Origin of the sequence: Xanthomonas sp. WCS2018Noco2-27, assembly GCF_031843525.1 — a bacterium.
Lineage (GTDB): Bacteria > Pseudomonadota > Gammaproteobacteria > Xanthomonadales > Xanthomonadaceae > Xanthomonas.
This window is the reverse complement of sequence record NZ_JAVTIK010000013.1, coordinates 127296-150486: the sequence shown is the minus strand read 5'-3', so window position 1 is coordinate 150486 and position 23191 is coordinate 127296. Positions and strand designations below refer to the sequence as shown.

Sequence of the window (23191 nt, the reverse complement as noted above, 5' to 3'; positions counted from 1 at the left end):
CTCATCCGCCCTGCGGGCACCTTCTCCCGGTGGGAGAAGGGAGCGGGTCGTGCGATGCGGCTTGGATGTCTCCCGTCTGCCTGCGCATGGAGAAGTTGAGGTGCGGGTGGGTCCCGGCTGGAGTTCTTGCTGAAACCGTACCCTCATCCGCCCTGCGGGCACCTTCTCCCGGTGGGAGAAGGGATGGGTCGCGCGATGCGGCTTGGATGTCTCTCGGACGCATGGCGCCATGCTCAAGCCCCTCTTCCGCCGGGAGAGGGGTTGGGGTGAGGGTGCGGCGGCTGCGTGTGGTGCGGCTGCAGTGCGTCTCCAACCCGTTCCACCTTGCTCTCTGGCTCTGCTGCCCTTCGGCCGCTGCGTCCTTCATGCAGGTTCCAATCAAAGGAACTGCGCGGCGATCAGACAGCGCGCGCGCCGTCGCAACGCTCAGCCGGATCGAATGGAGGCCACATCAACGCTCAACATCCGTTGACGAGCAGTCGCGCCAGCCCTCGCCCACCGCCCCCTATAGACAATCTGTGCAGCCGGCTGGGTGGACCCGCGCCACACCGGCTGCGGCGCAGGCCAACAGGTTATTCGACGCTGATGGTCTGGGTCAGGGTGTGGCTGGCGCCGGGGGCCAGTTCGATCACGTCCGGGCCGGCGTTGGCCGCTTCCAGGCAGACGTAGTCGCGCCAACCTTCGCCCACGTCGGCCATTTTCTTGCCGGCCTCCTCGCCCGGGTTCCAGGCCACCAGCGAGCGGCTGCCCTGTGTGGCGATGACGATGCGGCGGCCGAGCACCGGGTCGGTGAGGGTGTAGCGGCCGCCGGCGTTGGTGTAGATGCGGTCGCTGCGGCCGGGATCGCGCGGGTCGCGCAGGCTCCAGTCGCCTTGCTGGCGATGCGCAGTGGCGTAGTTCTCGTATTTATCGAGATAGTCCAGGCCATCCAGGCCCTGCACGCTGACCTTGAGCGCGTCGCCGACGCGGAAGTAGTTGTGCAGCGCCTGGGTGAAGCGCACCGGGGCGCCGCTGGTGTTTTCGGTGATCAGGCGTTGTTCGAGGGTGCGACCGATGCGCAGGGTCATGCGCAGGCGCAGCGCCAGGTCGTCGAAGGCCGGCGGAGTGAGCGTGAGCACCACGGTGCCGTCGTCTTCGCGATGGCTCTCGGTGAGTTGCCACGGCACGGTGCGCACAAACCCGTGCGCGGGCACCTCGCCGGTCTGGTCCTGGCGGCCGAAGTACGGCCAGCACACCGGCGCGCCGCCGCGGATCGGGGTGGGCGGCTGCTTGGCGAGCGGCGACAGCCACATCACGTCCTGGCCGCCCTTGGGCACGAACGACAGCAACTGGCCGCCGAACAGGCTGATGGCGGCAGTGGAGAACGGGGTGTCGATCAGCAGCGAGGGGAAGCCGTGGAAGTCGCCTGTGGTGAGGCCGGTGGTGTCGGACATGGGGGATGCCTTGTGGACGATGGGAGATTGGGCGAATGCGGGGTACGCGGCCGGCAGTTTGAAAGCGGTGCCGCGCACGGCGGCCATGCCGGTGAGCGGCGGCGCGGCACGCAAAGCGGTGAGGATGCGCTGGCCGGGGCGGCCGTCGGCGGGCTGCAGGCCCAGCCGGGTCTGCTCGACCTGGATGGCGCGGCGGGTGGCGCTGCCGACCATGCCGTCGGCTTCGCCGATCTGGTAGCCGCGGGCGAGCAGCAACTGTTGCAGGTCGCGGCGTTCCGGACGGCCCAGACCGGGGTCGTCGGTGGGCCAGGCGGCAACCAGGCCGGGGCCGCCGCGCAGGCGGTCGGCCAGCAGCGCGATCGACAGCGCGTAGCTTTCGGCAGCGTTGTAGGCGTAGATCGCGTCGTAGTTGCGGAACACCAAAAAGGCCGGGCCGGTGGCACCAGCCGGTAGCAGCAAGGCGGCCGGCGTCTCGCCTGGTAGGCCGGTCGGGGCCAGCGGCTTGCCGTCGGTGCCGAGCAGGCCGGCAGCCTGCCAGGTCTGCAAGGGTTGGCGGCGGGTGCGGCCGACCTTGCTGACATCGAAGCCGCGCGGCAGGGTGACTTCCATCCCCCAGGGGCGGGCGCGTTCCCAGCCGGCCTTGACCAGATAGTTGGCGGTGGAGGCCAGCGCATCGGGAATGCTGGCGACAAGATTGCGGCGGCCGTCACCGTCGCCGTCCACCGCAATCCGCGCATAGGTCGAGGGCATGAACTGGGTCTGCCCGAACGCGCCGGCCCACGAGCCGGTCAAGCCATCCGGCGACAGATCGCCCTGCTGCAACAGGCTGAGCAACGCGAGGAATTCGCCGCGAAAGAACGGCTGGCGGCGGCCTGCGCACGACAGCGTGGCCAGCGAAACCAGCAGCGGGCGCTTGCCGGTGACGCGGCCGTAGTCGCTCTCCACGCCCCAGACCGCCACGATGGTGGCCGGGTCGACGCCGGTCTGCTCGGACAGGCGGGTGAGCAAGTCGTGGTGGGTGACCAGCATGGCCTGGCCGTCGGTGACGCGCTGGCTGTCGACCAGGCTGGCGAGGTAGTCCCAGATGGGCGTGGTGAACTCCGGTTGCGCGTCCAACAGCGGCAACACGCTGGGATCGGGCGCCAACCCGGCGGTAAAACGCTGGAAAGTGGCGGCGTCCACGCCCTTGGCGGCGGCCTGGGTCTGCAACCCGGCCAGGCAACGGTCGAAGGCCGGGTCGGCGCAGGCGACCAGCGGCAGCAAGGCCATCAACAGCGGCAAGGCGCGCCGGGTAGGCGTCATGGCGCGGTGGCCGGCGGGTGGACGAACGTCATGCGGTAGAGCGCTCCAGTCGCGAATCGATCCGGAAGGATAGCCAACCTGGCTGGGTTGAGGCGTGCAAGCGGCGGCTCCGGCGTGACGCAATGGTTACCGCGCGCCGCGGTGCGGGCGCGATGGATGAGTGGGCGGTGCGTTGGCTCAGCGGCTGCGGGCTGGCGCCCGGTGTCTGCTGCCGTCCTTGAACGGCACACACTCGGTATCGCGTTGTTCGCCAGTCAACCGCTTGAATCCGGAGTGTGCTGGCGCTGGCCGGCTTGCGATTGCAGCTGGGGTAACGCGGGCATCAGCGTTGACGCGTCAGCTGCCGTCGCCGGTGATGCCGCTCAGCAGCGACAGCGCTGGCGTGGAGGCGCCGGTCTCGACAACGCGGCGCAGGCGTGCGCGTCGCGGCGCATCGTGGCGAGGCCCAAAACGGACCATGCACGTGGCCAGCAACGCCGGCAACACGATTGCAAAGACCACCAAGGCCGTCAGCGCCCATTGCCAGAAGTTGAAGGTTGCCATGATCGCTGTCCGCCCCCCGCGGCGAGCTTCGCCGCGCGGCAAGCTTCCCGGATCGGCTGCGAACGCTGTGTCGACAAAGTGGCGCGATGGGCGCCGTTGGTCGGGTGAGGCGGCGATGGTGGAGGTGCTGCATGGCATGGCGCATACCAATCACGGCTGCGCAGCTACCAGGCGGGCGCGGATGGTGCTCGGTACTCGCCTGGATCAGGCGTCCGCTTCGGTTCTGAGCGCGGTCCCCTTACGGAACGATGGCTCGCTGAAGGTTATCTACCGCGCTGCATTCCCGATGGTGCTGGTTGGGGGCGGCGGCTGGCTGGTTGGAAGACATCAAACACGAAGGGCGGCAGGCAGGGATGGTCCTCACCTATGAGGATTTGGGGGATTGGCCTGGGTCGAGGAGCGATTGCGCCAGAGGACGCACCCTCATCCGCCCGTTGGGCACCTTCTCCCGATGGGAGAAGGGTTTTAATTGTCTCTGTCTGAGACATGGTTGCGCGCGGCTGCGCTTGCGGTGGTCGATTGAAGCGGCTGCACGTCTTTTACGTCGCCCTTTGCTCCGTCATTGCGACAAGTGTCGAAGCACGGATGCGTGCGTGGTCGTTCGCACGGTGGGTTGATCAACCACAGTTGCCGACAGACCAGCCAGCACGTTGTGCGGACTGCAGCACCGCTGGCGGCGCTTAGCGAGGGCAGATGTCGGAACACGGATGTACGCGCGGTGTTCCGCACAGTTGGACGATCAGCCACTGCTGGCAACGGAAACGGCCAGCACGTTGTGCGGACTGCAGCACCGCTGGCGGCACTCAGCGGGCGTCGAGGTAATACCAGCGGCCGTCTTCGCGGACGAAGCGGCTGTGTTCGGTCATGCGCACCGCGCTGCCGCCGCCGATGCGGTAGCGGGCCAAGAACACCACCTCGGCGGTGTCCTCGCCGGTGACGCTGGTGCGCTGGATGGTCAGGCCGAGCCAGGTGGTGCGACCGCCTTCGTCCAGCGACAGTTCGGCCGGGCGCGTGGACGGGTGCCAGCTGGCCAACAGGTAGTCGACATCGCGGCGCACATAAGCGCTGTAGCGCGAGCGCATCAAGGTTTCGGCATCCGGCGCAGCGGCACCGGCGTGGTAGAGCCCGCAGCAGCGCGCGTAGTCGGCGGGGCGGCCGCAGGGACAGGGATCGGTAGATGCAGAGTTCGCCATGGAGGGATTGTGCTTGATTGGGGATTCGGGATTCGGGATTTTGGCGATCGGTGATCGGTGATCGGTGATCGGTAGGCGGTAGGCGGTAGGCGGTAGGCGGTAGGCGGCAGAGTCCATATGTAATGAGCGGTCTGCGGAGTTAAATACTGCTACTGCTATCGCTACTACGCCTGATCCTGCTACGACCGCCGCCGTTCCGTTAGCTGTCACTGCGGCGCATGCCGTCAGTGCACTCGCTATGCTGTCGCCCCCGTCGTGCGGAGCGCCGTTGTGCTGGAACTGATTCCCACCGAGTTGCCGTGGCTGCTGTGCATTGCATTTGTTGCCGGGTTGGTGGATGCCGCGGTGGGTGGCGGCGGGTTGATCCAGTTGCCGGGATTGTTTGCGACCTTGCCGCAGCAGGCGCCGTCGCTGATCCTGGGCACCAACAAGTTCAGCGCGATGTTCGGCACCGGGGCGTCGGCGTGGCGGTATGCGCGCACTGTGCGCTTTCCGTGGCGGCCGGTGCTGTATGCCACTGCGGCGGCGTTTACGTTTTCGTTTCTGGGCGCGACGGCGGTCAGCCTGTTGCCCAAGCAGGCGGTGCGGCCGCTGATTTTGCTGTTGCTGATCGCGATGTTGATCTACACGCTGATCAAGAAGGATTTCGGCGCGCTGCATCGGCCGCGCGAGATCGGTCGACGCGAGTTGATCACCGCCTTGGCGATGGGCGCGGCGATTGGGTTTTACGATGGGTTCTTCGGTCCGGGCACGGGGAGCTTTTTGATCTTCTTGTTCATTCGCTTCTTCGGGCTGGATTTTCTGCGCGCTTCGGCGGCGGCCAAGGTAGTGAACCTGGCCACCAACCTGGCAGCGCTGTCGTTCTTTTTGCCCAGCGGCCAAGTGATGCTGGCGCTGGGCATTCCGATGGCGGTGGCGAACGTGGCCGGCGCGGTGGCCGGCACGCGGATGGCATTGCGCGGTGGCACGCCGTTGATCCGCAAGTTATTCCTGGTGCTGGTGGTGGTGCTGATCGGCAAGATGGGCTGGGACCTGCTGCACTGATTACGCTGCAGATGTCCTCGCCTTTCTAAAACTCCATGCTCAACGTCGCCGACAGCGTGCGCGGTGCACCCGGATAGTTGGTTGTCTGCGTCACTGGTTGCTCGATGTAAAAACGATTGGCGACATTGCGCAGCATCAACGCCAGTTGATAACGGACGCCGAAACGGTACGCCGCCGAGGCATCGAAGCGCGTGTAGCCGGCAATGCGGTAGCTGTTGTTCAAGTCGCCCTCGCGCTCGCCGACATGCACCGCACCGGCGCCCAGGGTCAGGCCGTACAACGGACCGGTGGCCACATGGTAAGTACTCCACAAGCTGGCGCTGACGCGCGGCACACCGCGCAGGCGATTACCGACCGGAATCACGTTGTCGCGGGTGACCTGCGCATCCAGATAGCCGGCGCCGAGAATCATCCGCCAGTGTTGGGTGAGCTCGCCGGTGATGTCCAGCTCGACGCCGCGCACGCGCTGCTGGCCGGTGACCAGCACAAAGCCGCTGTTGTCCGGGTCGCTGGTGGCGACGTTGTCCTTGGTGATCTGGAATGCCGCAGCAGTGGCGAGCACGCGGTTGTCCAGCAGCGCGCTTTTCAGGCCGATCTCGTACTGGCGGCCGGTCTCCGGCGGTGCGCTGCCGCCGGCAAACAGCGTGGCGCTACGCGGGCGAAACGACGTCGATGTATTCGCATACAGCGACAGCTGCGGCGCGGCCTTCCACACCACACCCACACGCGGCGAGGCGCGGCGGCCGTCTTCGCGGGTACGCGCGCCGTTGTCGACGGTGGCCTGCTGCACGTCGTCCCAACGCACGCCGGCCAGCACGTCCCAGCGCTGCCCGATGCTGATCTGATCCTGCACGTACAAAGCGGCGTAGCGCGCATCGACCTCGATCTGCCGCGCCGGCACATAGCGGCCCGGCAGTGCGCCCTGCACCGGATTGCTCACACTGATGCGCGCCAACGGCGCGCGGGCCTCGTCGGTGTGGCGATGCGCATCGACGTATTCGGCGCCGGCCAGCACCTGATGGCGCAGCGGGCCGGTATCGAAACGGGCCAACGCTTCGGTCTGCGAGGTGGTGGCGCGCACCTGCTGCTCCTGACGCACGGCGCGACGTTGCACAAACGCACGGTCGGCGCTGAAACCGGTGAAGTCGGCCACGTCGCGGCCGCTGTCACCGTCCTGGTGATTGAGGATCTGACGCAGCGTCAGCCACTCATTCGCGTCATATTCGATACGGCCGCGCGCAGTGCGCGAGGTGCCGCGATTGCGCGACCACGGCTCACCGAAACTGCGCTCTGCCGGGCCACGCACCACCCCATCGATGACGACCAGACCGCGATCGCCCGGGCTGGTCTGGCGGGTGTAGTCCAGATCCAGATCGGCACGCAGCTGCGCAGTGGGCCGCCATGCCAGCGAGGGCGAGACGAAGACGCGGTCGCCATCGGCCTGCGCAGCGCGGAAGCTGCCGGTCTGCTGCGCGGCGGCGCTGACGCGGGCAGACAGCGTGGGACTCAGCGGGCCGGTGATGCTGGACTGCACGCGGCGCAAGCCATGTTCGGCCACCTGCAGCGACGCGTTGCCGCCGAACGTGTCGTCCGGCCGCAGCGTGACCAGATTGATCACCCCGCCGGGCTCGCCGCGCCCGTACAACACCGCCGCAGGCCCTTTGAGCACTTCCACCTGGGCGACATTGGCCAGGTCGCGCACGGTCTCGGTGAAGTTCTGCGCCGGGTTGAGCAGGATGCCGTCGACCGCATACGACGACGCTTCGAAGCCGCGAATGACGAAGGTTTCCGAGCGATTGCCCTGGGTACCGCCGGGCTGCACATTGGACACATTGGCCACCACATCGACCAACCGGGTGAGTTGCTGCTCGTCGATCACCGAACGCGGCACCACCTGGATCGCCTGCGGGATGCGCTCCACCGGCGTCTGCGTGCGGGTGGCGCCGGCGGCTTTTTCCGGGCGGTACAAGGCGCGTCGCTCGCTCACCACGATGGCATCGAGCAGGCTGGCCTCCTGCGCGGCGGCCGGCAATGCGGCAAACAGGGACACCAACAACAACGGGCGCGGCAGGGGGCGTGGGGTCATCGACATCTTCAGCGGGAGCGATGTGCGCGGTGGCGAACACATCAGGGTCCGCAATGATAACGATTCTTATCTGCGAGTGTGGAGTGTGCCTGCGCTAGGTGGTCGGTTGTCCGCCGCACGTTTGACCATGCAAACAGCTGCATGCTGGCGCGCAGGTAGCCCGCGCACTCCGGCGTTGCGACGCGGCGGGCGGCGCGTTGGCCTGGGCAGACACGGATTTTTCGGTCCAGCTGGCGGCAGGCACAGCGCGCTGTGCGGTTTGCCTTGCCGGTTACCGTCATTTGAGCGAGGTGCACCTTCGGTGTTTGCACGTCGGACAAAAGCGCCGACATCTACGTTCGCAACGGTGCCTCTTTTTCAATGACGTGTGTGCAGGCGGAGCCTTCCGCATGTGTCGCAGCGCTCGGGCGACGTCATCGCTTGAGAGAACGACGCAGTCGACACGTGGGCTGCCGTCTACCGACGAAGGCAACACCTGAGCAGCCCTACGCCGCGCAGCGTGTCGCTCGTCGCCGCCAGCGCCGTGTCTGCATGCCTGCATCGGCGGTAGCGAGCCGTGACGCCGCGTCGGACGGCGGCTCCCACGGCACAGCCGCGTTGGGCACTCAGCGTTTGCTGCGTGCCTTCGATGCCGCACCACGCGCCGGTGCGGGCCGCGGCTTGGTGGATGCCGCTGACGCAGGCGTTGCGGCCTGCTTGCCTGACATGCGTCCCGATGAGGCGACCTTGGCTGCGCCTGCTGGCGCCTTGGCGGCACGCGCGGGGCTGGACGTCGGTTTGACGGTGCGAGCTGTAGCTGCAGCAGCAGATGTCGACTTGGCGGCAGGCTTGGCAGCGGCAGCTGGGCGCTTGAGCGCCGGCTTGGCAGCGGGTTTTGCAGCGGCCTTGGGCAACTTGCCCGGCGTTGCAGCCTGGGTGCGGCGTGCGCCCGACACCGCCGATGTGCGCTTGGCTGATGCAGCGCCGTCTGCCGTGGCTGCCGTGCGCGTTGGGCCTGCCGCACGCGTGCTGCGGGGTGCAGACACCGGCGCGGAAGAAGTCGCTGCAGTGGCCGGCTTGCCCTTGCCACGACGCGTCGCTGCCGCGACTACGGCTTCAGTTGGTGCAGCGATCGCCGCGCCCGCTGTCGCCTGCTCGTCTGCCTCATGGTCTGACGGTGCATCGCTCACCGCCGCTACGTGGCGTTGCTGCGCCGCTGTGGTTGGCGGCTCGGCCTGCGAGGCCGCGGGTTCCTCGCCACGCGAGCGCTCGGGCAATTTCAGCCGCTGCGCCTGTTCGTCGTACTCGATCAGCAACACGCCGGAGTTGTGGCGGCCACTGATTTCCACAAAGCATGCGCCACCGATGAACGGCTCCAGCGTCATCACCGATTTCAGCGGCGTGGCCACCACCATCTGGAAGCCGAAGTTTTCGAAGATGTTCATCGCCAGCGCGGTGAATTCGTTGTCGGCCTTGTCGAAGGCTTCGTCCAGCACCACCGCGCAATAGCGCGGCAGTTCGCCATCTTCGCCGCCGAGTTGATAGCGCAGCGCTGCCGCCAGGCAGGTAGTCGCCAGTTTCTGCCGCTGGCCGCCGGACTTGCCGGCGCCGCTGCGGTAGATCTCCACCTGCGCACGGCTCTGCGCGTCCAGCTCCACGCCGATGAATTCCACATGCAGGCGCACATCCAGCACCTGTTCGCGCCAACGTCGCGCCTCCGGTTCCTGCGCGCCCAGACGCGCCACCAAGGTGCGCAAGGTGGCGAACTGCGCCTCGGCCAGCGCACGGTCTTCGGTCTGCTGATGCGACAGCACGGCGCGCAGCTGCTGCTGAAATTCCTGCACCTCGGCCAGGCGACGGTCGCTGACCTCGATGGTCAGAATGGTGTCGCGGTTGAACGGCACCTGCTCCAGGCTGGCGTTGACTTCGTCCATGCGCTGCTTGATGCCCTTGTGGGCTTCGGCGGTGTGGCGTTGCAGGGCGAGCAGGTTGTTCTTGCTCTGGGTTTGCAGCAAATCGAAGAAGCGGTGCTCGTGACGCGGCAGGCCGTCGCTTTCCAGCCGGTCCAGGCGCGCGAGGAAATCGTCGGCGCTGGACAGGCTCACGGTGAAGTCGCCGCTGTCTTCGGGCCACTGCTGGCAGTAGCGGCGGAAGCATTCGAGCAACTGCGCGCTGAGCCGGCTGTCGCGGCCCTGGCTTTCGGCCAGCTGCTCGGCCAGGCCGCGTTCAACCACGCGGAAGTGCGCTTCCAGGTTGTCCAGCGACAGCGGTGCCAGCGCGGCCAGGCGTTCGTGCAGGCCCTGCAACTGGGTGGGAGTGAGCGCGGCGGTGCCGGCACGGCCTGCGCCGCCGGCCTGCTGCTGCTCCAGGCGGACGCGCTCGCGCGCCAGCTGTGCGCGTTCCAGGCGCACGTCCTCGAAGGTGCGCTTGGCCTGATCGCGCAGGGTACGCGCAGTCTCGATGGCCTGGCCCAAGGCACGCAGGCCGCTGTCGCCTTCGCGCAGTTGCTGCAGTTGTTCGTCGATATCGGTCAGGCGTTGCAGCTTGGGGCCGACGTCGATCTCGTCCCAGTCGCGCTCCACCAGCGTGTGCGCGGCCAGCTGTTTTTCCTGGTCCTGCTCGCGTTGCTTGCGCAGTGCGGCCACGTCGGCTTCGCAGCTCGCGATGCGCTGCGCGAGCGCCTGCGCTTCGCGTTCGAACACCTTGAGCTTGTCGCGGTTGTCGTGCCCCAGCAGCCAGCGTTTGCGGTCGTTGACGGCGTGGCGGTCGTCCTTTTCATAGCGATCGCCGGGATGCTTGACCTGCCCTTCGCGGGTGATGGCGCGGTCGGCATTGCGCAGCGCGGCGGCGTTGTCCACGCAGGCGTAATCGAAGCGGCGAGTCAGCTCGTTGCGCAGCCAGTCGGTGAAGGCGTGCTCGCGCAGTTGCAGCTTGCCGGGCAGCGCATCGGGATCGACCCGCCGCGAATGCAGTTCGTCGTTGCGACGCACGCGGAAGTACACCAGGCGCGTGCCGATGTGGGTGCGGTTGACCCATTCGCTGACCTGCGCGTAATGCCGCTCGTCCACCAGCAACGACTGCGCAAAGCCGTGCAGCACGCGTTCGATCGCGCCGCGCCAGGCCACCTGGTCCGCGCGCACCTGCAACAGCTCGCCGACGAAGGGCAGCGCGGATTCGGCGATGCCGGTGTCTTCGCACAAGCGCGCGCGCAGTGCCTGCATCGGTGCGGGCAGGCTGGACGGCGCCTTCTTCAGCGCATCGAGTTCGTTACGGATGTCCGCAAAGCGGCGCTCGTCGTCGCGACGCTCTCCCATGCGCTCGGCAATGGCCTCGTCCAGCGCGCTGGCGTGCTGTTTGCCGCCATCGAGCACGCTCTGGGCGTGCGCCACCTGCGCGGCAAAGCCGCTGGCACCGGCTGCCAGCGCAGTGCCGAGCTGGCGGCAGGCCTGTTCGATCTGCGCGCGGCGGCGCAGGCGCTCGTCGCGCTCGCGCTCCACCCGCACACGCTCGCGTTCGAGTTCTTCGATCTGCTCGCCACCGGCGGCGCGTTGCTCGCGCTCCAGCCCGGCCAGTTTCTGCTCGTGGTTGTCCAGCGATTCGCGGCGCTGGCCTTCTTCGCCGGCCAGGCCGCGGTCCTGGCTGTCTAGCTCCAGCAGGCGCGCCTGCAGCAAGGCGACGCGTTGCTGCTCGCGGTAACTGTCCACGCCCAGCTGCAGCTCACGCAGCTCACCGACGCTGCGGCGCAGGTCCATCAGCGCGGCATGGTGCGCGCGTGCCGGGCTGAGCGTTTCCACCTGGCGCCGCGCGGTGACCACGGCGTGGTGCGCGCCATCGAGCTCGGCAAAATCCTCCACCAGCCGGTCGGCGGCCTCGAAGGTGCGCGGCTCATCCAGCATGAACCCGCGCAGGAAGGCATTGAGATCGCCCAGATTCTTGGCCGACTGGGTCTTGTGCAGCAGACGCAGCGCCATCTCGTTGCTGATGCCCAGCGCATGCCGGAAGCGTTCGGCATAGCCGGCAAAGCCGTCGAAATGCGCCACGTCCTCGCCCAGACGCGCCTTGAGCTTGCGCAGGTCCAGGTCGAAGCCATCCAGTTCGCTGGCCACATCGAAGCTGCGCGGGGCCACCATGTAGTGGCGGCGCACATCGGCCGCGGCATTGCCGCTACCGGCGATCCAGAACAGCCGAATCAGGCTCACCGCCTCGCCCTGCGCGTTGCGGTATTCCAGCAGCAGCGCCGTCCAGGTCGCGCCCTTGCGCAGGTACTGGGTGGCGATCTCGCCGGAGGCGCTGTCCTGCTGATCGGCCCACGCACCGCGCACGTACGACACCAGGCTGCGGTCGCGCCCACTGCGCTCGGCCTCGCGCGCGGCCGCGTTGAAATCCACGATGCTCGGTGGCGTCAGCAATGCCGACATCGCATCCAGCAAGGTGGACTTGCCCGAACCCGAGCGCCCGACGAACAGAAAGCCCTTCTCGGCGATCGGCACCTCGGTCAACCCGTTGAACGTGCCCCAGTTATGCACCTGCAAGCGCCGCATGCGGAACTGCTGCGCACGCTGCTCGGCCAGCGTCTCGGCAAACAAGGAAGCACCCGGCGACGCCGGCGACAGGTTGGACTGGGAATTCATTGCTCACTCACCAAAACAGAACGACAGGGACACCAAGGACAGACCATTACGAACGGTGACGCATTTTTGTGGGGCGGTGGTACGGAATGCGGGTGGGTAGGAGTTAGGCAGGAATACGGATGGGGCAAGGGGACGGCTTCGCGACCAAGGTCGCTCCTACAACAGCGTGGTGCTTGAACCAATTGCGGTGAAAGTCGGACGAGCGCGACAACCGCTGCGGATTGTCGAACACCTGCGCCACTCACCACTCACCTTTCAACATCGGCCGATCGCGCGCCCATTGCTCCTTCTTCGTTTCTTCATGACTGCTTTGCTGCTTTGCTGCTTTGCTGCTTCCAGTATTGTGTTGCAGATACAGGCCCCGCTTGTTGCTGCTGTTGTTGCTGTTGTTGTTGCTGTTGTTGTTGCTGTTGTTGTTGCTGTTGTTGCTGTTGTTGCTGTTGTTGTTGTTGTTGCTGTTGTTGCTGTTGTTGCTGTTGCCGTTGCCGTTGCCGTTGCCGTTGCTTGCGCAGTTTGCAGTCGGGGCCCCATACCGCAGCGGCAAGGCCGGCAGATACAACCCGCAGGGCGGCGCGCATGGATGCGCGACGTTTTTGTAAGGGACACGGATGTCCCTTACAAAAATTTCTGCCGGCCTTGCGCACCCGCAGCGCCTTGGCGCGGAGGGCGCGAGGACGGGGTGTGCTTTCTTTTGGTTACTTTTCTTTGCACAAGCAAAGAAAAGTGACTCGCGCCCGCAAGGGCGTGAAAGCTCTTGCCCTACCCGCTCATAGCCAAACATCAATCAACCCGCACAACACCACACACCACCTGACACCGCACCCTCATCCGCCCTTCGGGCACCTTCTCCCGATGGGAGAAGGGAGATGCCATCCCAGGTGCAGAAACAACCCGCACAACACCACACACCACCTGACACCGCACCCTCATCCGCCCTTCGGGCACCTTCTCCCGATGGGAGAAGGAAGATGCCATCCCAGGTGCAGAAACAATCCGCACAGCACCACACACCACCTGACACCGCACCCTCATCCGCCCTTCGGGCACCTTCTCCCGGAGGGAGAAGGAAGGTGGCGTCCCAGGCGCAAACGGCATCACTCCAACGCAACCTCCCCCTCTCGCAACTCCCGATACGCCACCACCAACGCCTGCACATCCTCCGCCGAGAACAACAGCTTCAACACCGGTGACACCTCATAACGCTCCTCGCTGCCGCGCAACCGCGACAGCAACTGGTTGTCGCGCATCTTGCCGATCGCCGTCATCACCCGCCGCGTGAACCCGGCCTTGTCGGTGGACACGTTCTTTTCATACACCGACAACGCCTCCACCAGCTGCGTCTCGTCCACCACCGCGCGTTCGCCGCGCGTATCGGCCTCGGCCAGTTGCTGGCGCAGGAACAGCAGCAGCACCGACTCGATGAAGGTCAGCGGCGCGCTGCGCAGCAAGCTGGGCGATTCCAGTTCGGCGGTGTCGGCCTGACGGGTGAACGCCACCCCGCCTTCGCGGTCCAGCACCAGCTGCAGAAAGAGCTCGCACAACACCTGGCGCACTGCCGCTTCGTTGCGCAGCAGCGCCGGCCACAAGCTGCCGTGCCGTTGCGCGTCGATGCTGGGACCAGCCAACAGCTGACACAGCGCACGGCGTGCATCGAACGGCAGCGTGCCGGTGTCGCCCAGAAACAGTGCGCCACCGGGCGCGGCGTTGACGGCATCGCTCGCCGGCAGCGTCAATGCGGCATCGCGGGCGTCGTCGTTGTCGTCGTCCGCATCCAGCGGGGCCTGCTCAGACCAGTTCATTGCGTTTCTCCCGGGTAAACCACACCAAGGGAATGCGCGCGCGCCGCAAGATGCCGTCGCCGCCTTCCCATTGCACCATTTCCATGTGGCCGTCGATCACCACGCCATGGCGCGTGCCCAGCGACAGATAGCCGATCACGCTGCCAAGCCCCTGCGCGGCCGGGCGTTGCTGCAAGGCATCGCCGATGGTGAGCCGCGGCTGTTGCCCAAGCAGCACGTACAGATCGTTGCGCAGGGTGCGCAGATCGATTTCCGATTGCGCGACCAGGTCGCCCACGCTGTCCAGCGAGATCTCTGCCGCGTCGGCGGCATACACGCGGCCATCGACCTGGGTGAGCCGTGGATCGTGCAGCCGCCACTGCGACAGCGAGCGCAGGCGGCTGGCGCTCAGCGCCTGCGTGTAGCCGGTGGCGGCGGTGGCGTGCAGGCTGTCGCGCAGCTGCAGGGCTTCGCCCTGCGCCTGCTTGAGCAATTGATTGAGGCGGCGCTGTTCCAGATAGCCGCGGCTCTGCACGAACCCGCGCAGGCTGCGCGCGAAGTGCTGCATCACCGTGTGCACCTCGCCGCCGCGCTCCAGCAGCGTGCCGGTGAGCCCACGCAGGAAGGTGCGTTCGCGGCGGTCCAGCTTGCGTGCGAAGCCGCGTGCGAGCAGCGCGTCCAGCGCGTTGTCCAGCTGGCTGCTCTGCTGGGTGTCGTTGAGCAGGCTCCAGAACGCCTCGAAGGTGCGCCCGGCCTCGCTGTCGGCAATCACGTCCACGCCGCTGAACAACTGCTCCAGCACATCGCCGCGCGCGCCTTCGTCATCGATGATGCGCTCGCGGAACTGGCGGTTGAGCTGCTCGAAGTCATCGCGCACGCGGTGGAAGTCTTCGGCCAGTTCGTCGGCCAGATGGATCAGGTCGCGGGTGCGCTCCAGCGCGCGCTTACCGTCCAGTGCCGCAACGCGGCCGGCCGCTACGCGCTCGATCTCGGCATCGATACGGTCGCGTTCTTCGCGCAGCGCAGCCAGGCGCGTGGCCGGGTCGGCCTCGGTCTGGCCGGCCAGTTGCACCAGTTGCTCGATCACCAGCGACAACCGGCTTTCGGTGGCGCTGCTGCCGCTCTCGCGCAGGCCGGCGATGAAGCGGATGGCCTGGGTGGCCGCACGCGAGAGTTCGTAGTCCTCTTCGGCCGCGCCTTCGGGCAGGCGCCGTTCCAGCCAACCTTGCGAGAGCCAATGCGCCAGATACGCCTGCGCGGTGCGCGGCAACTCGCGCGAGAGTTCATCGCCGCGCAATGCATCGAGCTGACGCTGCAGGCGCGCATGCAGCACCGCCGACGGCAGCCGGCGCTCGCCGTCCAGTAACAGGGTCTGCAGCAGGCCGATCAGCTCCGGGGCGTGATCGGCGGCGAGCAATTTCCACGCCGGCTGGTCGCGCAACTGGCGGTAGCCGGCAATCCGTGCCTGGTGCTTCATGGCGACTGCAGGGGCTGCCTCAACGCTTGCCGCCTACTTCGAGGAACTGCAGGAATTCGGCGCGGGTGCGCGCGTCTTCGCGGAAGCTGCCCAGCATCTTGGACGTCACCATGCTGACGCCGCGCTTGTGGATGCCGCGGGTGGTCATGCACTCGTGCGAGCCTTCGACCACCACGCCGACGCCGCGCGGTTGCAGCACGTCCTGGATGCACTGAGCGATCTGCGCGGTCATCTTTTCCTGCACCTGGAAGCGGCGCGCGTAGCTTTCCACCACGCGGGCCAGCTTGCTGATGCCAACCACCTTGCCGCTGGGCAGGTAGCCGACGTGCACCTTGCCGATGATCGGCGCCATGTGGTGCTCGCAATGGCTTTCGTAGGAAATATCGCGCAGCACGATCAGTTCGTCGTAGCCGGCGACTTCCTCGAAGGTGCGTTCCAGGTATTCGCGCGGTTCTTCGCGGTAGCCGCTGAACCAGTCGCCATAGGCTTCGGCGACACGGCGCGGGGTATCCAACAGGCCTTCGCGGGCCGGATCTTCGCCGGCCCAGCGCAGCAGGGTGCGCACGGCATCTTCGGCTTGGGCCTGGGTAACGGAGGAATCGGGCTGGTCGGACTGGCTCATGCGCAGGTGCACCCAAAGGGGGCGAGCATGGTACCCGAGGACGGGCCGGCGGCCCCAGTGGCGGTTGTGGCCGCTGGGCCGGGTTCAGTGATTATTGATTCATTGTTGAATTGATAGCATCCTAACTATTATGACGCTTAGCACTCTCTCTCCCCGCGCCCAGCTCAGCTCCGGCCTGTTGGTCGCCGCCCGCCAGTGGCAGCGGCTGGCCGACCAGGCCTTTGCCGAATTCGGCCTGTCCAGCGCCTGCACCGGCCCGCTGCTGATGATCGGACGCTCCGGCGGCGGTATCCGGCAGGTGGCGCTGGCACAGCAGCTGGGCATGGAAGGCCCCTCGCTGGTGCGCCTGCTCGACAAGCTCTGCGCGCAGGCGCTGGTGCGCCGCGAGGCAGACAGCAGCGACCGCCGCGCCAACCAGCTGTGGCTCACCGACGCAGGCCAGGCGCTGGTCGGGCGCATCGAGATCCGCCTGGATGCGCTGCGCGCCGAGGTCTTCGGCGCGCTCAGCGAAGCGCAGGTGCAGACGGTGCTGACGCTGTGGGAGCAGATCGCGCAGGCGCATGCGCGGCTGAGTCAGCCCGACTGAGTCAGCTGTCAGGCGTCGTCCTGCGACGCCGGTTGTGACGTTCCGCAGGCCCTGGCGCGCGTGCTGCGCTGCGCCGGGCGTGGTTGTTTCCCTTTCCCAGGATGTGCCCGATGTACGGCGAATTCAGTCTCTACGGTGTGTTCGTTCCCACCTTGCTGGCGTTGATGACGCTGGCCTACCTGCTCAACAGCGCCATCGGCGCGCTGCTGACCCGCGCCGGTGCGTATCGCCATGTCTGGCATCCGGCGCTGTTCAACCTGGCGCTGTACATCGCGCTGTTGGGCGGCCTGTTTTTCCTTACCCGTTGGATGCAATCGTGAAAAAGTTGATCAAGATCGCGGGGCCGGCGCTGCTGACCCTGGCAATGGTGGTGGTGGCCGCGCTGGTGCTGCAGCAGTTGTGGCGGTACTACATGGACGCGCCATGGACGCGCGATGCGCATGTGGGCGCCGATGTGGTGCAGGTGGCGCCGGACGTGTCCGGGCTGGTGGAATCGGTGGCGGTGGACGACAACCAGGCGGTCACGCGCGGCCAGCTGCTGTTTGTGGTGGACCGCGCTCGCTATGCGATTGCGCTGGAACAGGCGCAAGCCGCGCTGGCCGAGCGCCAGGCCACGCTGACCCAGTTGCGCCGCGAGATTGCGCGCGACCGCAGCCTGCAAGACCTGGTGGCGGCTGAAGATGCCGAGGTGCGCCGCTCGAATGTGCAAAAGGCGCAGGCCGCCGTGGCCACCGCGCAGTCGGCGGTGGATCTGGCCCAGCTCAATCTGGACCGCACGCAGGTGCGCAGCCCGGCCGATGGCCATGTCAGCGACCGCACCGTGCGCGTGGGCGATTACGTCAGCGCCGGGCGCCCGGTGGTGGCGGTGCTGGATACCGGCTCGTTCCGCGTCGATGGCTATTTCGAAGAAACCCGCCTGCATGGCGTGCATGCGGGCCAGCGCGTGGACGTGCGCCTGATGGGCGAGCCGGTGACCCTGCACGGGCATGTGCAGAGCATCGCTGCCGGCATCGAAGACCGCTATCGCAGCGGTAGCGCCGGCGCGCTGCCCAATGTCACCCCGGCGTTCGATTGGGTGCGGCTGGCGCAGCGCATCCCGGTGCGCATTGCGCTGGATCAGGTGCCTACGCACGTGCAGCTGATTGCCGGGCGCACTGCCACGGTGACGATCCTGCCCGATGCCGCACCAGCGCCGTCTGCTGGCTCGCCTGCGCATGTGCAGGCAAAGGCCGCGCCATGAAGCGCCTGCGTCTGCTCGCTCTGAGCGCCGCCGTCACCGTGCTGGCCGCGTGCAGCACGGTCGGCCCCAATTACGCGCTGCCCGACCAGTCCGCCTACCAGCGGCCGGCCGCCAACGCGGCGTTTCTGGACACCGACAACGACCAGGTGCAGCCCGGCGCGCCGCTGCCGGCACGCTGGTGGGCGCTATATCAGGACCCGATGCTCGATGGCCTGGTCGAACAGGCGCTGCGCGACAACGTCGCGTTGAAGGTCGCCAGCGCCAACCTGCGCCGTGCCGCAGCGGTGTACGAACAGGCCATGGACGCCGGCGGCTTCGATTACGAGGTGGAAGCCGGCGTCAGCCGCGCGCAGGTGTCGGCCGAAGCCTTCCTGCAGGAAGAAAAGCTGCCGGTGTTCAACCTGGCCGATGGCAAGTTTGGCGTGTCGTACCAGTTCGACCTGTTCGGCAAGCTGCAACGCGGCGCCGAGGCTGCGCACGCCGATACGCAGGTGGCGCAGGCCGCGATCGATCTGGCCCGTGTCAATGTAGCCGCGCAGGTCGCCGGCAGTTATGTGGAGATCTGCCATGCCAACCACGAGCTGCATGTGGCCGAGCATTCGCTGCAATTGCAGCAGCGCAGCCGCGAGATCACCCAACGTTTGATCGCCGCCGGACGTGGCACGCCACCGGATCTGGCCCGCGCCACGGCGCAGGTGGCGATGCTGCAAGCCGCCCTGCCGCCGCTGCGCGCGCGCCGCCAGGCAGCCGGTTATCAACTGGCCGCTTTACTCGGCAAAACGCCCGGCGAAGTGCCTGCCGGTGTCGACCGCTGCGCGCATGCGCCGGCCTTGCAGCAACCCATTCCGATTGGCGATGGCCGCAGCTTGCTGGCCCGTCGCCCGGACGTGCGCCAGGCCGAGCGGCGGTTGGCCGCGGCCACCGCGCGTATCGGCGTGGCCACCGCCGAGCTGTATCCGGATATCCGCCTGGGCGGTTCGATCGGCGCCACCGGCCTGCTGGCGGATTTCGGTGAGCCGGCCACGCATGCCTGGTCGTTCGGCCCGCTGATTTCGTGGACGCTACCGTCCAGCGGTGCGCGTGCCCGCGTGCGCGCCACCGAAGCCGGCGCCGATGCCGCGCTGGCGCAGTTCGACAACACAGTGCTGCAGGCGCTGCGCGAGGTGCAGACCACACTCTCGCACTACGCGCAGGATCTGGACCGCCTGCATCTGTTGGAACAGGCGCAGCAACAGGCCGAATTGGCGTCGGCGCAGAACCGCCGGCTATATCAAGGCGGGCGCACCCCGTATCTGTCCAGCCTGGATGCCGAGCGCACCCTGGCCACCGCCGACATGACCCTGGCCACTGCGCAGGCGCAGGTGTCGCAGGATCAACTCCAGCTGTTTCTGGCGCTGGGCGGCGGTTGGAATACCGACGCCCGTAGCGACGCCACCGCTGCCACTGCCGCGCCATGAACGCACTGCTGCGCGATCGCCAGGCCTGGCTGTTTTCGGTCAAGACCTTTGCCGCCTCGATCGCCGCGTTGTACGTAGCGCTAGCCGGCAATCTGTCGCGGCCGTATTGGGCGATGGCCACGGTCTATATCGTCTCGCAACCGCTGCTCGGCCCCACCCGCGCCAAGGGCGTGTACCGCGTGCTCGGCACCGTGCTGGCCGGCGCGGCCACCTTGGTGATGCTGCCGAATCTGGTCGAAACGCCGCTACTGCTGAGCGCGGCGATGGCCTTGTGGTTGTCGGCCTGCCTGTTTCTGGCGCTGCTCAATCGCGGCCCGCGCGGCTATGCGTTTTTGCTGGCCGGCTACACCACTGCGTTTATCGGCTTTCCTGCGGTGACTGCGCCGGAAGGCATCTTCGACACCGTGGTGGCGCGCAGCGAAGAGATCGTATTGGGCACGGTGATGGCGGTGCTGTTTGCCTCGCTGGTGTTCCCCGCTTCGGTGCGGCCGATGGTCACCGCACGCATCGGCGGCTGGATGCAGGACGCTGCGCAATGGTGCCGGCAAGTGCTGCAGCGTGGCGACTCGCACACGCCGCGTAACCGGCTGGCGGCAGACCTGGTGCAGTTCGAGGCCTTGATCGCCTTCGTCCGTCACGACGACCCGCGGCATGCCAGTGCGGCGCCGGCGATGGAGCAGCTGCGCGCGCGCATGCTGATGCTGCTGCCGGTGCTGTCGTCGATCGCCGATCGGCTGGATGCATTGCAGCGCGACGGGTCTGCACAGCCGCCCGCACTCAAGGCGCTGCTGGACGACGTCGCCGGTTGGGTGGATCAGCGCGAGGACGCAGGCAGCGATGCCGATGTCGACGCGTTGCGCGCACGCATCGCCGCGCTGCGCCCGGTGGTCGATCAGGACATCGAGCATCTGCTACTGGCGAGCTTGCTGCTGCGCCTGGAAGAATTGCTCGACCTCTGGCAAGACTGCCGCGCACTGGAACAGGCGCTGGTGCGGGGCACCGCGCTGCCGGCGGCAAGACAGCCTGCAACAGCCGAATCGATGGGCGCTGCGCAAGGCGATGCCGGTGCGCGTTCGCGCCTGCGACCCTCGCTGCTGCAGCGTCTGGGCATCTCGCGACCCCAGACCGCCGATGCAGGCATCCCTGCCAGCAGCGCGCGCCACATCGACTTCGGCATGGCGGCGTTTTCCGCGCTCAGCGCTGGCTTTGCGCTGCTGGCGTACTGCGTGTTGTGGATCGGCATCGGTTGGGAGGGCGGTGGCAACGGCGCGATGATGGCTGCGGTCACAGCCGCGTTCTTTGCCGCGCAGGACGACCCCGCACCCAGCATGGTGTCGTTCCTGACCTGGGCGGTGGTTGCCAGCGTGGTCGCAGGTATTTACCTGTTCGGTATCTTCCCTGCGATCCACGACTTCCCGATGTTGGTGCTGCTGTTGGCGGCGGTGTTTCTGCCGATCGGCGCCTTGCTGCATCGGCCCAGGAGCATGTTGATCGCGCTGCCGCTGGTGGTGAATCTCACCGCCCTGCTCAGCCTGCAGAACACCTACAACGCCAACATCCAGAGCTTCGTCAATGCCGCCGTGGCGATGGTGCTGGGGATTGGATTCGCGGTGGTGCTCACAAAGGTGTTCCGCTCGGTCGGCACCGAATGGAGCGCGCGTCGCCTGGTCCGCCAGGGTTGGCGCACGCTGGCCGATGCCGCCGATGGCCATGGCGCGCAGGACCGCCACCAGTTCGCCGCACGCATGCTGGATCTGCTCGGCTTGCTCGCGCCCAGGTTGGCCTTGGCGCCGGAAGGCAGCGACCTGGCATCGATGGATATGCTCAGCGAAGTACGCGTGGGTTTGAACATCCTGCAGCTGCGCAGCGCACGGCACGGCTTGCCGCCATCGAGCGTGGACGCGCTGGACACCATCCTGGCCGACGTCGCTGCGCACTACCGGCAACAGATCGCGCACAAGCGCCCATTGCCTGCACCGGATGCCTTGCGTGCGCGGCTGGATGCCTCGCTGGCGCGCGTGGGCAAGGTGCCGGCGGGGACGCATCGCGATGACGCGCTGCTGGGCTTGATCGGCCTGCGTTACAGCGTGTTTGCCGAGATGGCACCGCAAACCCATGGGCACGTCGGTACTCGTCCGCCCTTAGCCCCTCTCCCTGCGGGGCGATAAGGCACTGCCTGCGCGCCACTGGCGCGCATGCCTTGGAGCGCCCGCGCTGCTGGCGCGGGCCGGGGCGCGGGGGTTGGGGTGTCCCAATGCACGACCGCAATATCGATGCTTCACCTTGGCGACGCGTGGCGACGCGTTCACCATGGCTGGCATGCTAGTCGCCTGAGGCGCCCCTCATCCGCCCTTCGGGCACCTTCTCCCGAAGGGAGAAGGGAGCTAGCTATCAAGCTTGCGGTTGCATCAACACATCACCGCTTGCGCTGACGCATCGCCGCTTCGTCATCCAGCCAGTTGCTGCCCTTGTTGGTCAGGAAGAACATATAGACCACCAACGACACCGCAATCACCGCGGTTGCGTAGATCACAAACTCGCTCACGTGACCGGTCTTCAACGAGGCCTGATACAGCAACGGCGCGGTGCCACCAAACGCGGAGTTCGCCAGCGCATAGCCCAGGCCAACGCCCAGCGCGCGCACATGGGTGGGGAACAATTCCGCCTTCACCACCGCATTGATCGAGGTGTAGCCGGTCAGGATCACAAAGCCCACGGTGAGGATCGCGAATGCGGTCAACCAGTCGGTCTGCTTGGGTAGCTCGGTCACCAGGAACCAGGTGTACAGCACGCCGCCGATGCCGAAGAACACCAGCAAGGTCTTGCGCCCCACGATATCCGACAGCCAACCGCCCACCGGCTGCATCAGCATCAGCACCGTCAGCGCAACCAGGTTGATGATGGTGCCGGCCATCACGTCGCCACCGGCGAACGCGGTCTGGATCATCTTCGGGCCGGTCACCGAATAGGTGTAGAACGCGATGGTGCCACCGGCAGTGATCAAGAAGCACAGCAACAGCGGGCGCCATTGATTGACGAACAGCTCGCGCATCGAGCCGGACGCCTTGGCCTTGCCGGTGCGCGAATCGGCGATGGATTCAGAGCTCAGCGATTCGTCCATGGTCTGACGCAACCAGAACACCACCAGCGCACCGATACCGCCCAGGCCGAACGCCACACGCCAGCCCCATTCGGACACCTGCGAGGCATCGAAGAAGTGCAGCATCACCAGCAAGGTGGTCTGCGCCAGCACGTGCCCGCCCACCAGGGTGACGTAATGGAACGACGACAAGAACCCGCGTCGGCCCGGAATCGCCGCCTCGGACATGTAGGTCGCGCTGGTGCCGTATTCGCCACCGGTCGCAAAGCCCTGTACCAGGCGCGCCAACAACAGGATGATCGGCGCGGCAATACCAATGGTGGCCACCGTCGGCGTTACCGCGATCACGAACGAGCACAGCGCCATCATCGACACCGAGATCGTCAACGCCAACCGCCGGCCGTAGCGGTCGGCAAAGCGACCGAAGTACCAAGCACCGATCGGCCGCATCAAAAACGTCATCGCAAAGATCGCCCACACAAACATCGTGGCGTTCTTGTCTTCCTTGGAAAAAAACTGCGATTCGAAATAGGTGGCAAATACCGAGTAGACGTAGACGTCGTACCACTCGACCAGGTTGCCGGCCGATCCCTTGAGCGTATTGGACACCGAGCGGCGAAGGCTACCGGGTGCTGCGCCAGAACCGGCGGCGATCGGAGACGAGGGGGGTGCGCTCATGCGGTCAGAACCTCTTCGGTGGGGCAGCCTGGGAGTATAGGT

Annotated in this window: 16 protein-coding genes; 7 read left to right on the top strand and 9 right to left on the bottom strand. The window is 66.8% G+C overall.

All coding sequences use genetic code 11. The annotated features are described in order from the left end of the window. Nucleotides 1–572: 572 nt before the first annotated feature. From RQH86_RS18510 to RQH86_RS18500, 3 genes are all read right to left on the bottom strand, one after another. A complete protein-coding gene (locus RQH86_RS18510) occupies nt 573–2735 on the bottom strand; it encodes a lytic murein transglycosylase (RefSeq protein WP_311239236.1) in 2163 nt (720 codons plus the stop codon). Nucleotides 2736–3071: 336 nt separating this feature from the next. Continuing rightward, complete coding sequence (locus RQH86_RS18505; RefSeq protein WP_115526474.1) at nt 3072–3278, bottom strand: hypothetical protein; 207 nt, start codon at nt 3276–3278, stop codon at nt 3072–3074. Nucleotides 3279–4081: 803 nt separating this feature from the next. Continuing rightward, nucleotides 4082–4471, bottom strand: coding sequence for a YchJ family protein (locus RQH86_RS18500; protein WP_115560721.1), 390 nt, complete (start codon nt 4469–4471; stop codon nt 4082–4084). Between the two features lie 270 nt (nt 4472–4741). On the opposite strand from RQH86_RS18500, the gene RQH86_RS18495 reads away from it, so the two are divergent. Beyond that, complete coding sequence (locus RQH86_RS18495) at nt 4742–5515, top strand: TSUP family transporter (protein ID WP_193552549.1); 774 nt, start codon at nt 4742–4744, stop codon at nt 5513–5515. 25 nt (nt 5516–5540) lie between these two features. Here the strand turns inward: RQH86_RS18495 and RQH86_RS18490 are convergent, their stop codons facing one another. Next, nucleotides 5541–7601 (bottom strand): TonB-dependent siderophore receptor, encoded by a 2061-nt coding sequence (locus tag RQH86_RS18490; RefSeq protein WP_311239235.1) that lies wholly within the window; start codon nt 7599–7601, stop codon nt 5541–5543. A 605-nt stretch (nt 7602–8206) separates the two neighbouring features. Further along, nucleotides 8207–12211, bottom strand: a complete 4005-nt coding sequence (locus RQH86_RS18485; RefSeq protein ID WP_311239234.1) for an SbcC/MukB-like Walker B domain-containing protein — start codon at nt 12209–12211, stop codon at nt 8207–8209. A 365-nt stretch (nt 12212–12576) separates the two neighbouring features. Between RQH86_RS18485 and RQH86_RS18480 the strand changes: the two genes are divergently transcribed. Then, nucleotides 12577–12810 carry a hypothetical protein gene (locus RQH86_RS18480; protein ID WP_311239245.1) on the top strand — a complete coding sequence of 78 codons (234 nt, stop codon included), beginning with the start codon at nt 12577–12579 and terminating at the stop codon, nt 12808–12810. A 495-nt stretch (nt 12811–13305) separates the two neighbouring features. Here RQH86_RS18480 and RQH86_RS18475 read toward each other — a convergent pair whose 3' ends face one another. The 3 genes from RQH86_RS18475 to folE are packed head-to-tail and all read right to left on the bottom strand — an operon-like array spanning nt 13306 to nt 16088. Next, the gene (locus RQH86_RS18475; RefSeq protein WP_311239233.1) at nt 13306–14010 is read right to left on the bottom strand and encodes a DUF4194 domain-containing protein; all 705 of its coding nucleotides are present in this window, start codon (nt 14008–14010) and stop codon (nt 13306–13308) included. Next, nucleotides 13997–15466 (bottom strand): DUF3375 domain-containing protein, encoded by a 1470-nt coding sequence (locus RQH86_RS18470; RefSeq protein WP_311239232.1) that lies wholly within the window; start codon nt 15464–15466, stop codon nt 13997–13999. The genes RQH86_RS18475 and RQH86_RS18470 overlap by 14 nt, the downstream gene beginning before the upstream one ends. A gap of 19 nt (nt 15467–15485) precedes the next feature. Beyond that, nucleotides 15486–16088: a GTP cyclohydrolase I FolE gene (gene folE, locus RQH86_RS18465; protein WP_055852376.1), complete on the bottom strand. Its 603-nt coding sequence runs from the start codon at nt 16086–16088 to the stop codon at nt 15486–15488. A gap of 130 nt (nt 16089–16218) precedes the next feature. Here folE and RQH86_RS18460 point away from each other — a divergent pair, with 130 nt between their 5' ends. From RQH86_RS18460 to RQH86_RS18440, 5 genes are all read left to right on the top strand, one after another. Continuing rightward, a complete protein-coding gene (locus RQH86_RS18460) occupies nt 16219–16674 on the top strand; it encodes a MarR family winged helix-turn-helix transcriptional regulator (RefSeq protein WP_115514728.1) in 456 nt (151 codons plus the stop codon). Between the two features lie 101 nt (nt 16675–16775). Further along, nucleotides 16776–16994, top strand: a complete 219-nt coding sequence (locus tag RQH86_RS18455) for a DUF1656 domain-containing protein (protein WP_074052590.1) — start codon at nt 16776–16778, stop codon at nt 16992–16994. Beyond that, nucleotides 16991–17914: an efflux RND transporter periplasmic adaptor subunit gene (locus tag RQH86_RS18450; protein WP_311239231.1), complete on the top strand. Its 924-nt coding sequence runs from the start codon at nt 16991–16993 to the stop codon at nt 17912–17914. The genes RQH86_RS18455 and RQH86_RS18450 overlap by 4 nt, the downstream gene beginning before the upstream one ends. Next, nucleotides 17911–19371 (top strand): efflux transporter outer membrane subunit, encoded by a 1461-nt coding sequence (locus RQH86_RS18445; protein ID WP_311239230.1) that lies wholly within the window; start codon nt 17911–17913, stop codon nt 19369–19371. Before RQH86_RS18450 ends, RQH86_RS18445 begins: the two co-directional genes overlap by 4 nt. Continuing rightward, entirely contained in the window at nt 19368–21539 is a 2172-nt protein-coding gene (locus tag RQH86_RS18440) for an FUSC family protein (protein ID WP_311239229.1), read from the top strand. Before RQH86_RS18445 ends, RQH86_RS18440 begins: the two co-directional genes overlap by 4 nt. A gap of 248 nt (nt 21540–21787) precedes the next feature. Here the strand turns inward: RQH86_RS18440 and RQH86_RS18435 are convergent, their stop codons facing one another. Further along, a complete protein-coding gene (locus tag RQH86_RS18435) occupies nt 21788–23149 on the bottom strand; it encodes an MFS transporter (RefSeq protein ID WP_055852391.1) in 1362 nt (453 codons plus the stop codon). Nucleotides 23150–23191: the final 42 nt, after the last annotated feature.

Coding starts and splice junctions, on each gene's coding strand:
- RQH86_RS18510 (WP_311239236.1), bottom strand. CDS start 2,735: ATGACGCCTACCCGGCGCGCCTTGCCGCTGTTGATGGCCTTGCTGCCG.
- RQH86_RS18505 (WP_115526474.1), bottom strand. CDS start 3,278: ATGGCAACCTTCAACTTCTGGCAATGGGCGCTGACGGCCTTGGTGGTC.
- RQH86_RS18500 (WP_115560721.1), bottom strand. CDS start 4,471: ATGGCGAACTCTGCATCTACCGATCCCTGTCCCTGCGGCCGCCCCGCC.
- RQH86_RS18490 (WP_311239235.1), bottom strand. CDS start 7,601: ATGACCCCACGCCCCCTGCCGCGCCCGTTGTTGTTGGTGTCCCTGTTT.
- RQH86_RS18485 (WP_311239234.1), bottom strand. CDS start 12,211: ATGAATTCCCAGTCCAACCTGTCGCCGGCGTCGCCGGGTGCTTCCTTG.
- RQH86_RS18475 (WP_311239233.1), bottom strand. CDS start 14,010: ATGAACTGGTCTGAGCAGGCCCCGCTGGATGCGGACGACGACAACGAC.
- RQH86_RS18470 (WP_311239232.1), bottom strand. CDS start 15,466: ATGAAGCACCAGGCACGGATTGCCGGCTACCGCCAGTTGCGCGACCAG.
- folE (WP_055852376.1), bottom strand. CDS start 16,088: ATGAGCCAGTCCGACCAGCCCGATTCCTCCGTTACCCAGGCCCAAGCC.
- RQH86_RS18460 (WP_115514728.1), top strand. CDS start 16,219: ATGACGCTTAGCACTCTCTCTCCCCGCGCCCAGCTCAGCTCCGGCCTG.
- RQH86_RS18455 (WP_074052590.1), top strand. CDS start 16,776: ATGTGCCCGATGTACGGCGAATTCAGTCTCTACGGTGTGTTCGTTCCC.
- RQH86_RS18445 (WP_311239230.1), top strand. CDS start 17,911: ATGAAGCGCCTGCGTCTGCTCGCTCTGAGCGCCGCCGTCACCGTGCTG.
- RQH86_RS18440 (WP_311239229.1), top strand. CDS start 19,368: ATGAACGCACTGCTGCGCGATCGCCAGGCCTGGCTGTTTTCGGTCAAG.
- RQH86_RS18435 (WP_055852391.1), bottom strand. CDS start 23,149: ATGAGCGCACCCCCCTCGTCTCCGATCGCCGCCGGTTCTGGCGCAGCA.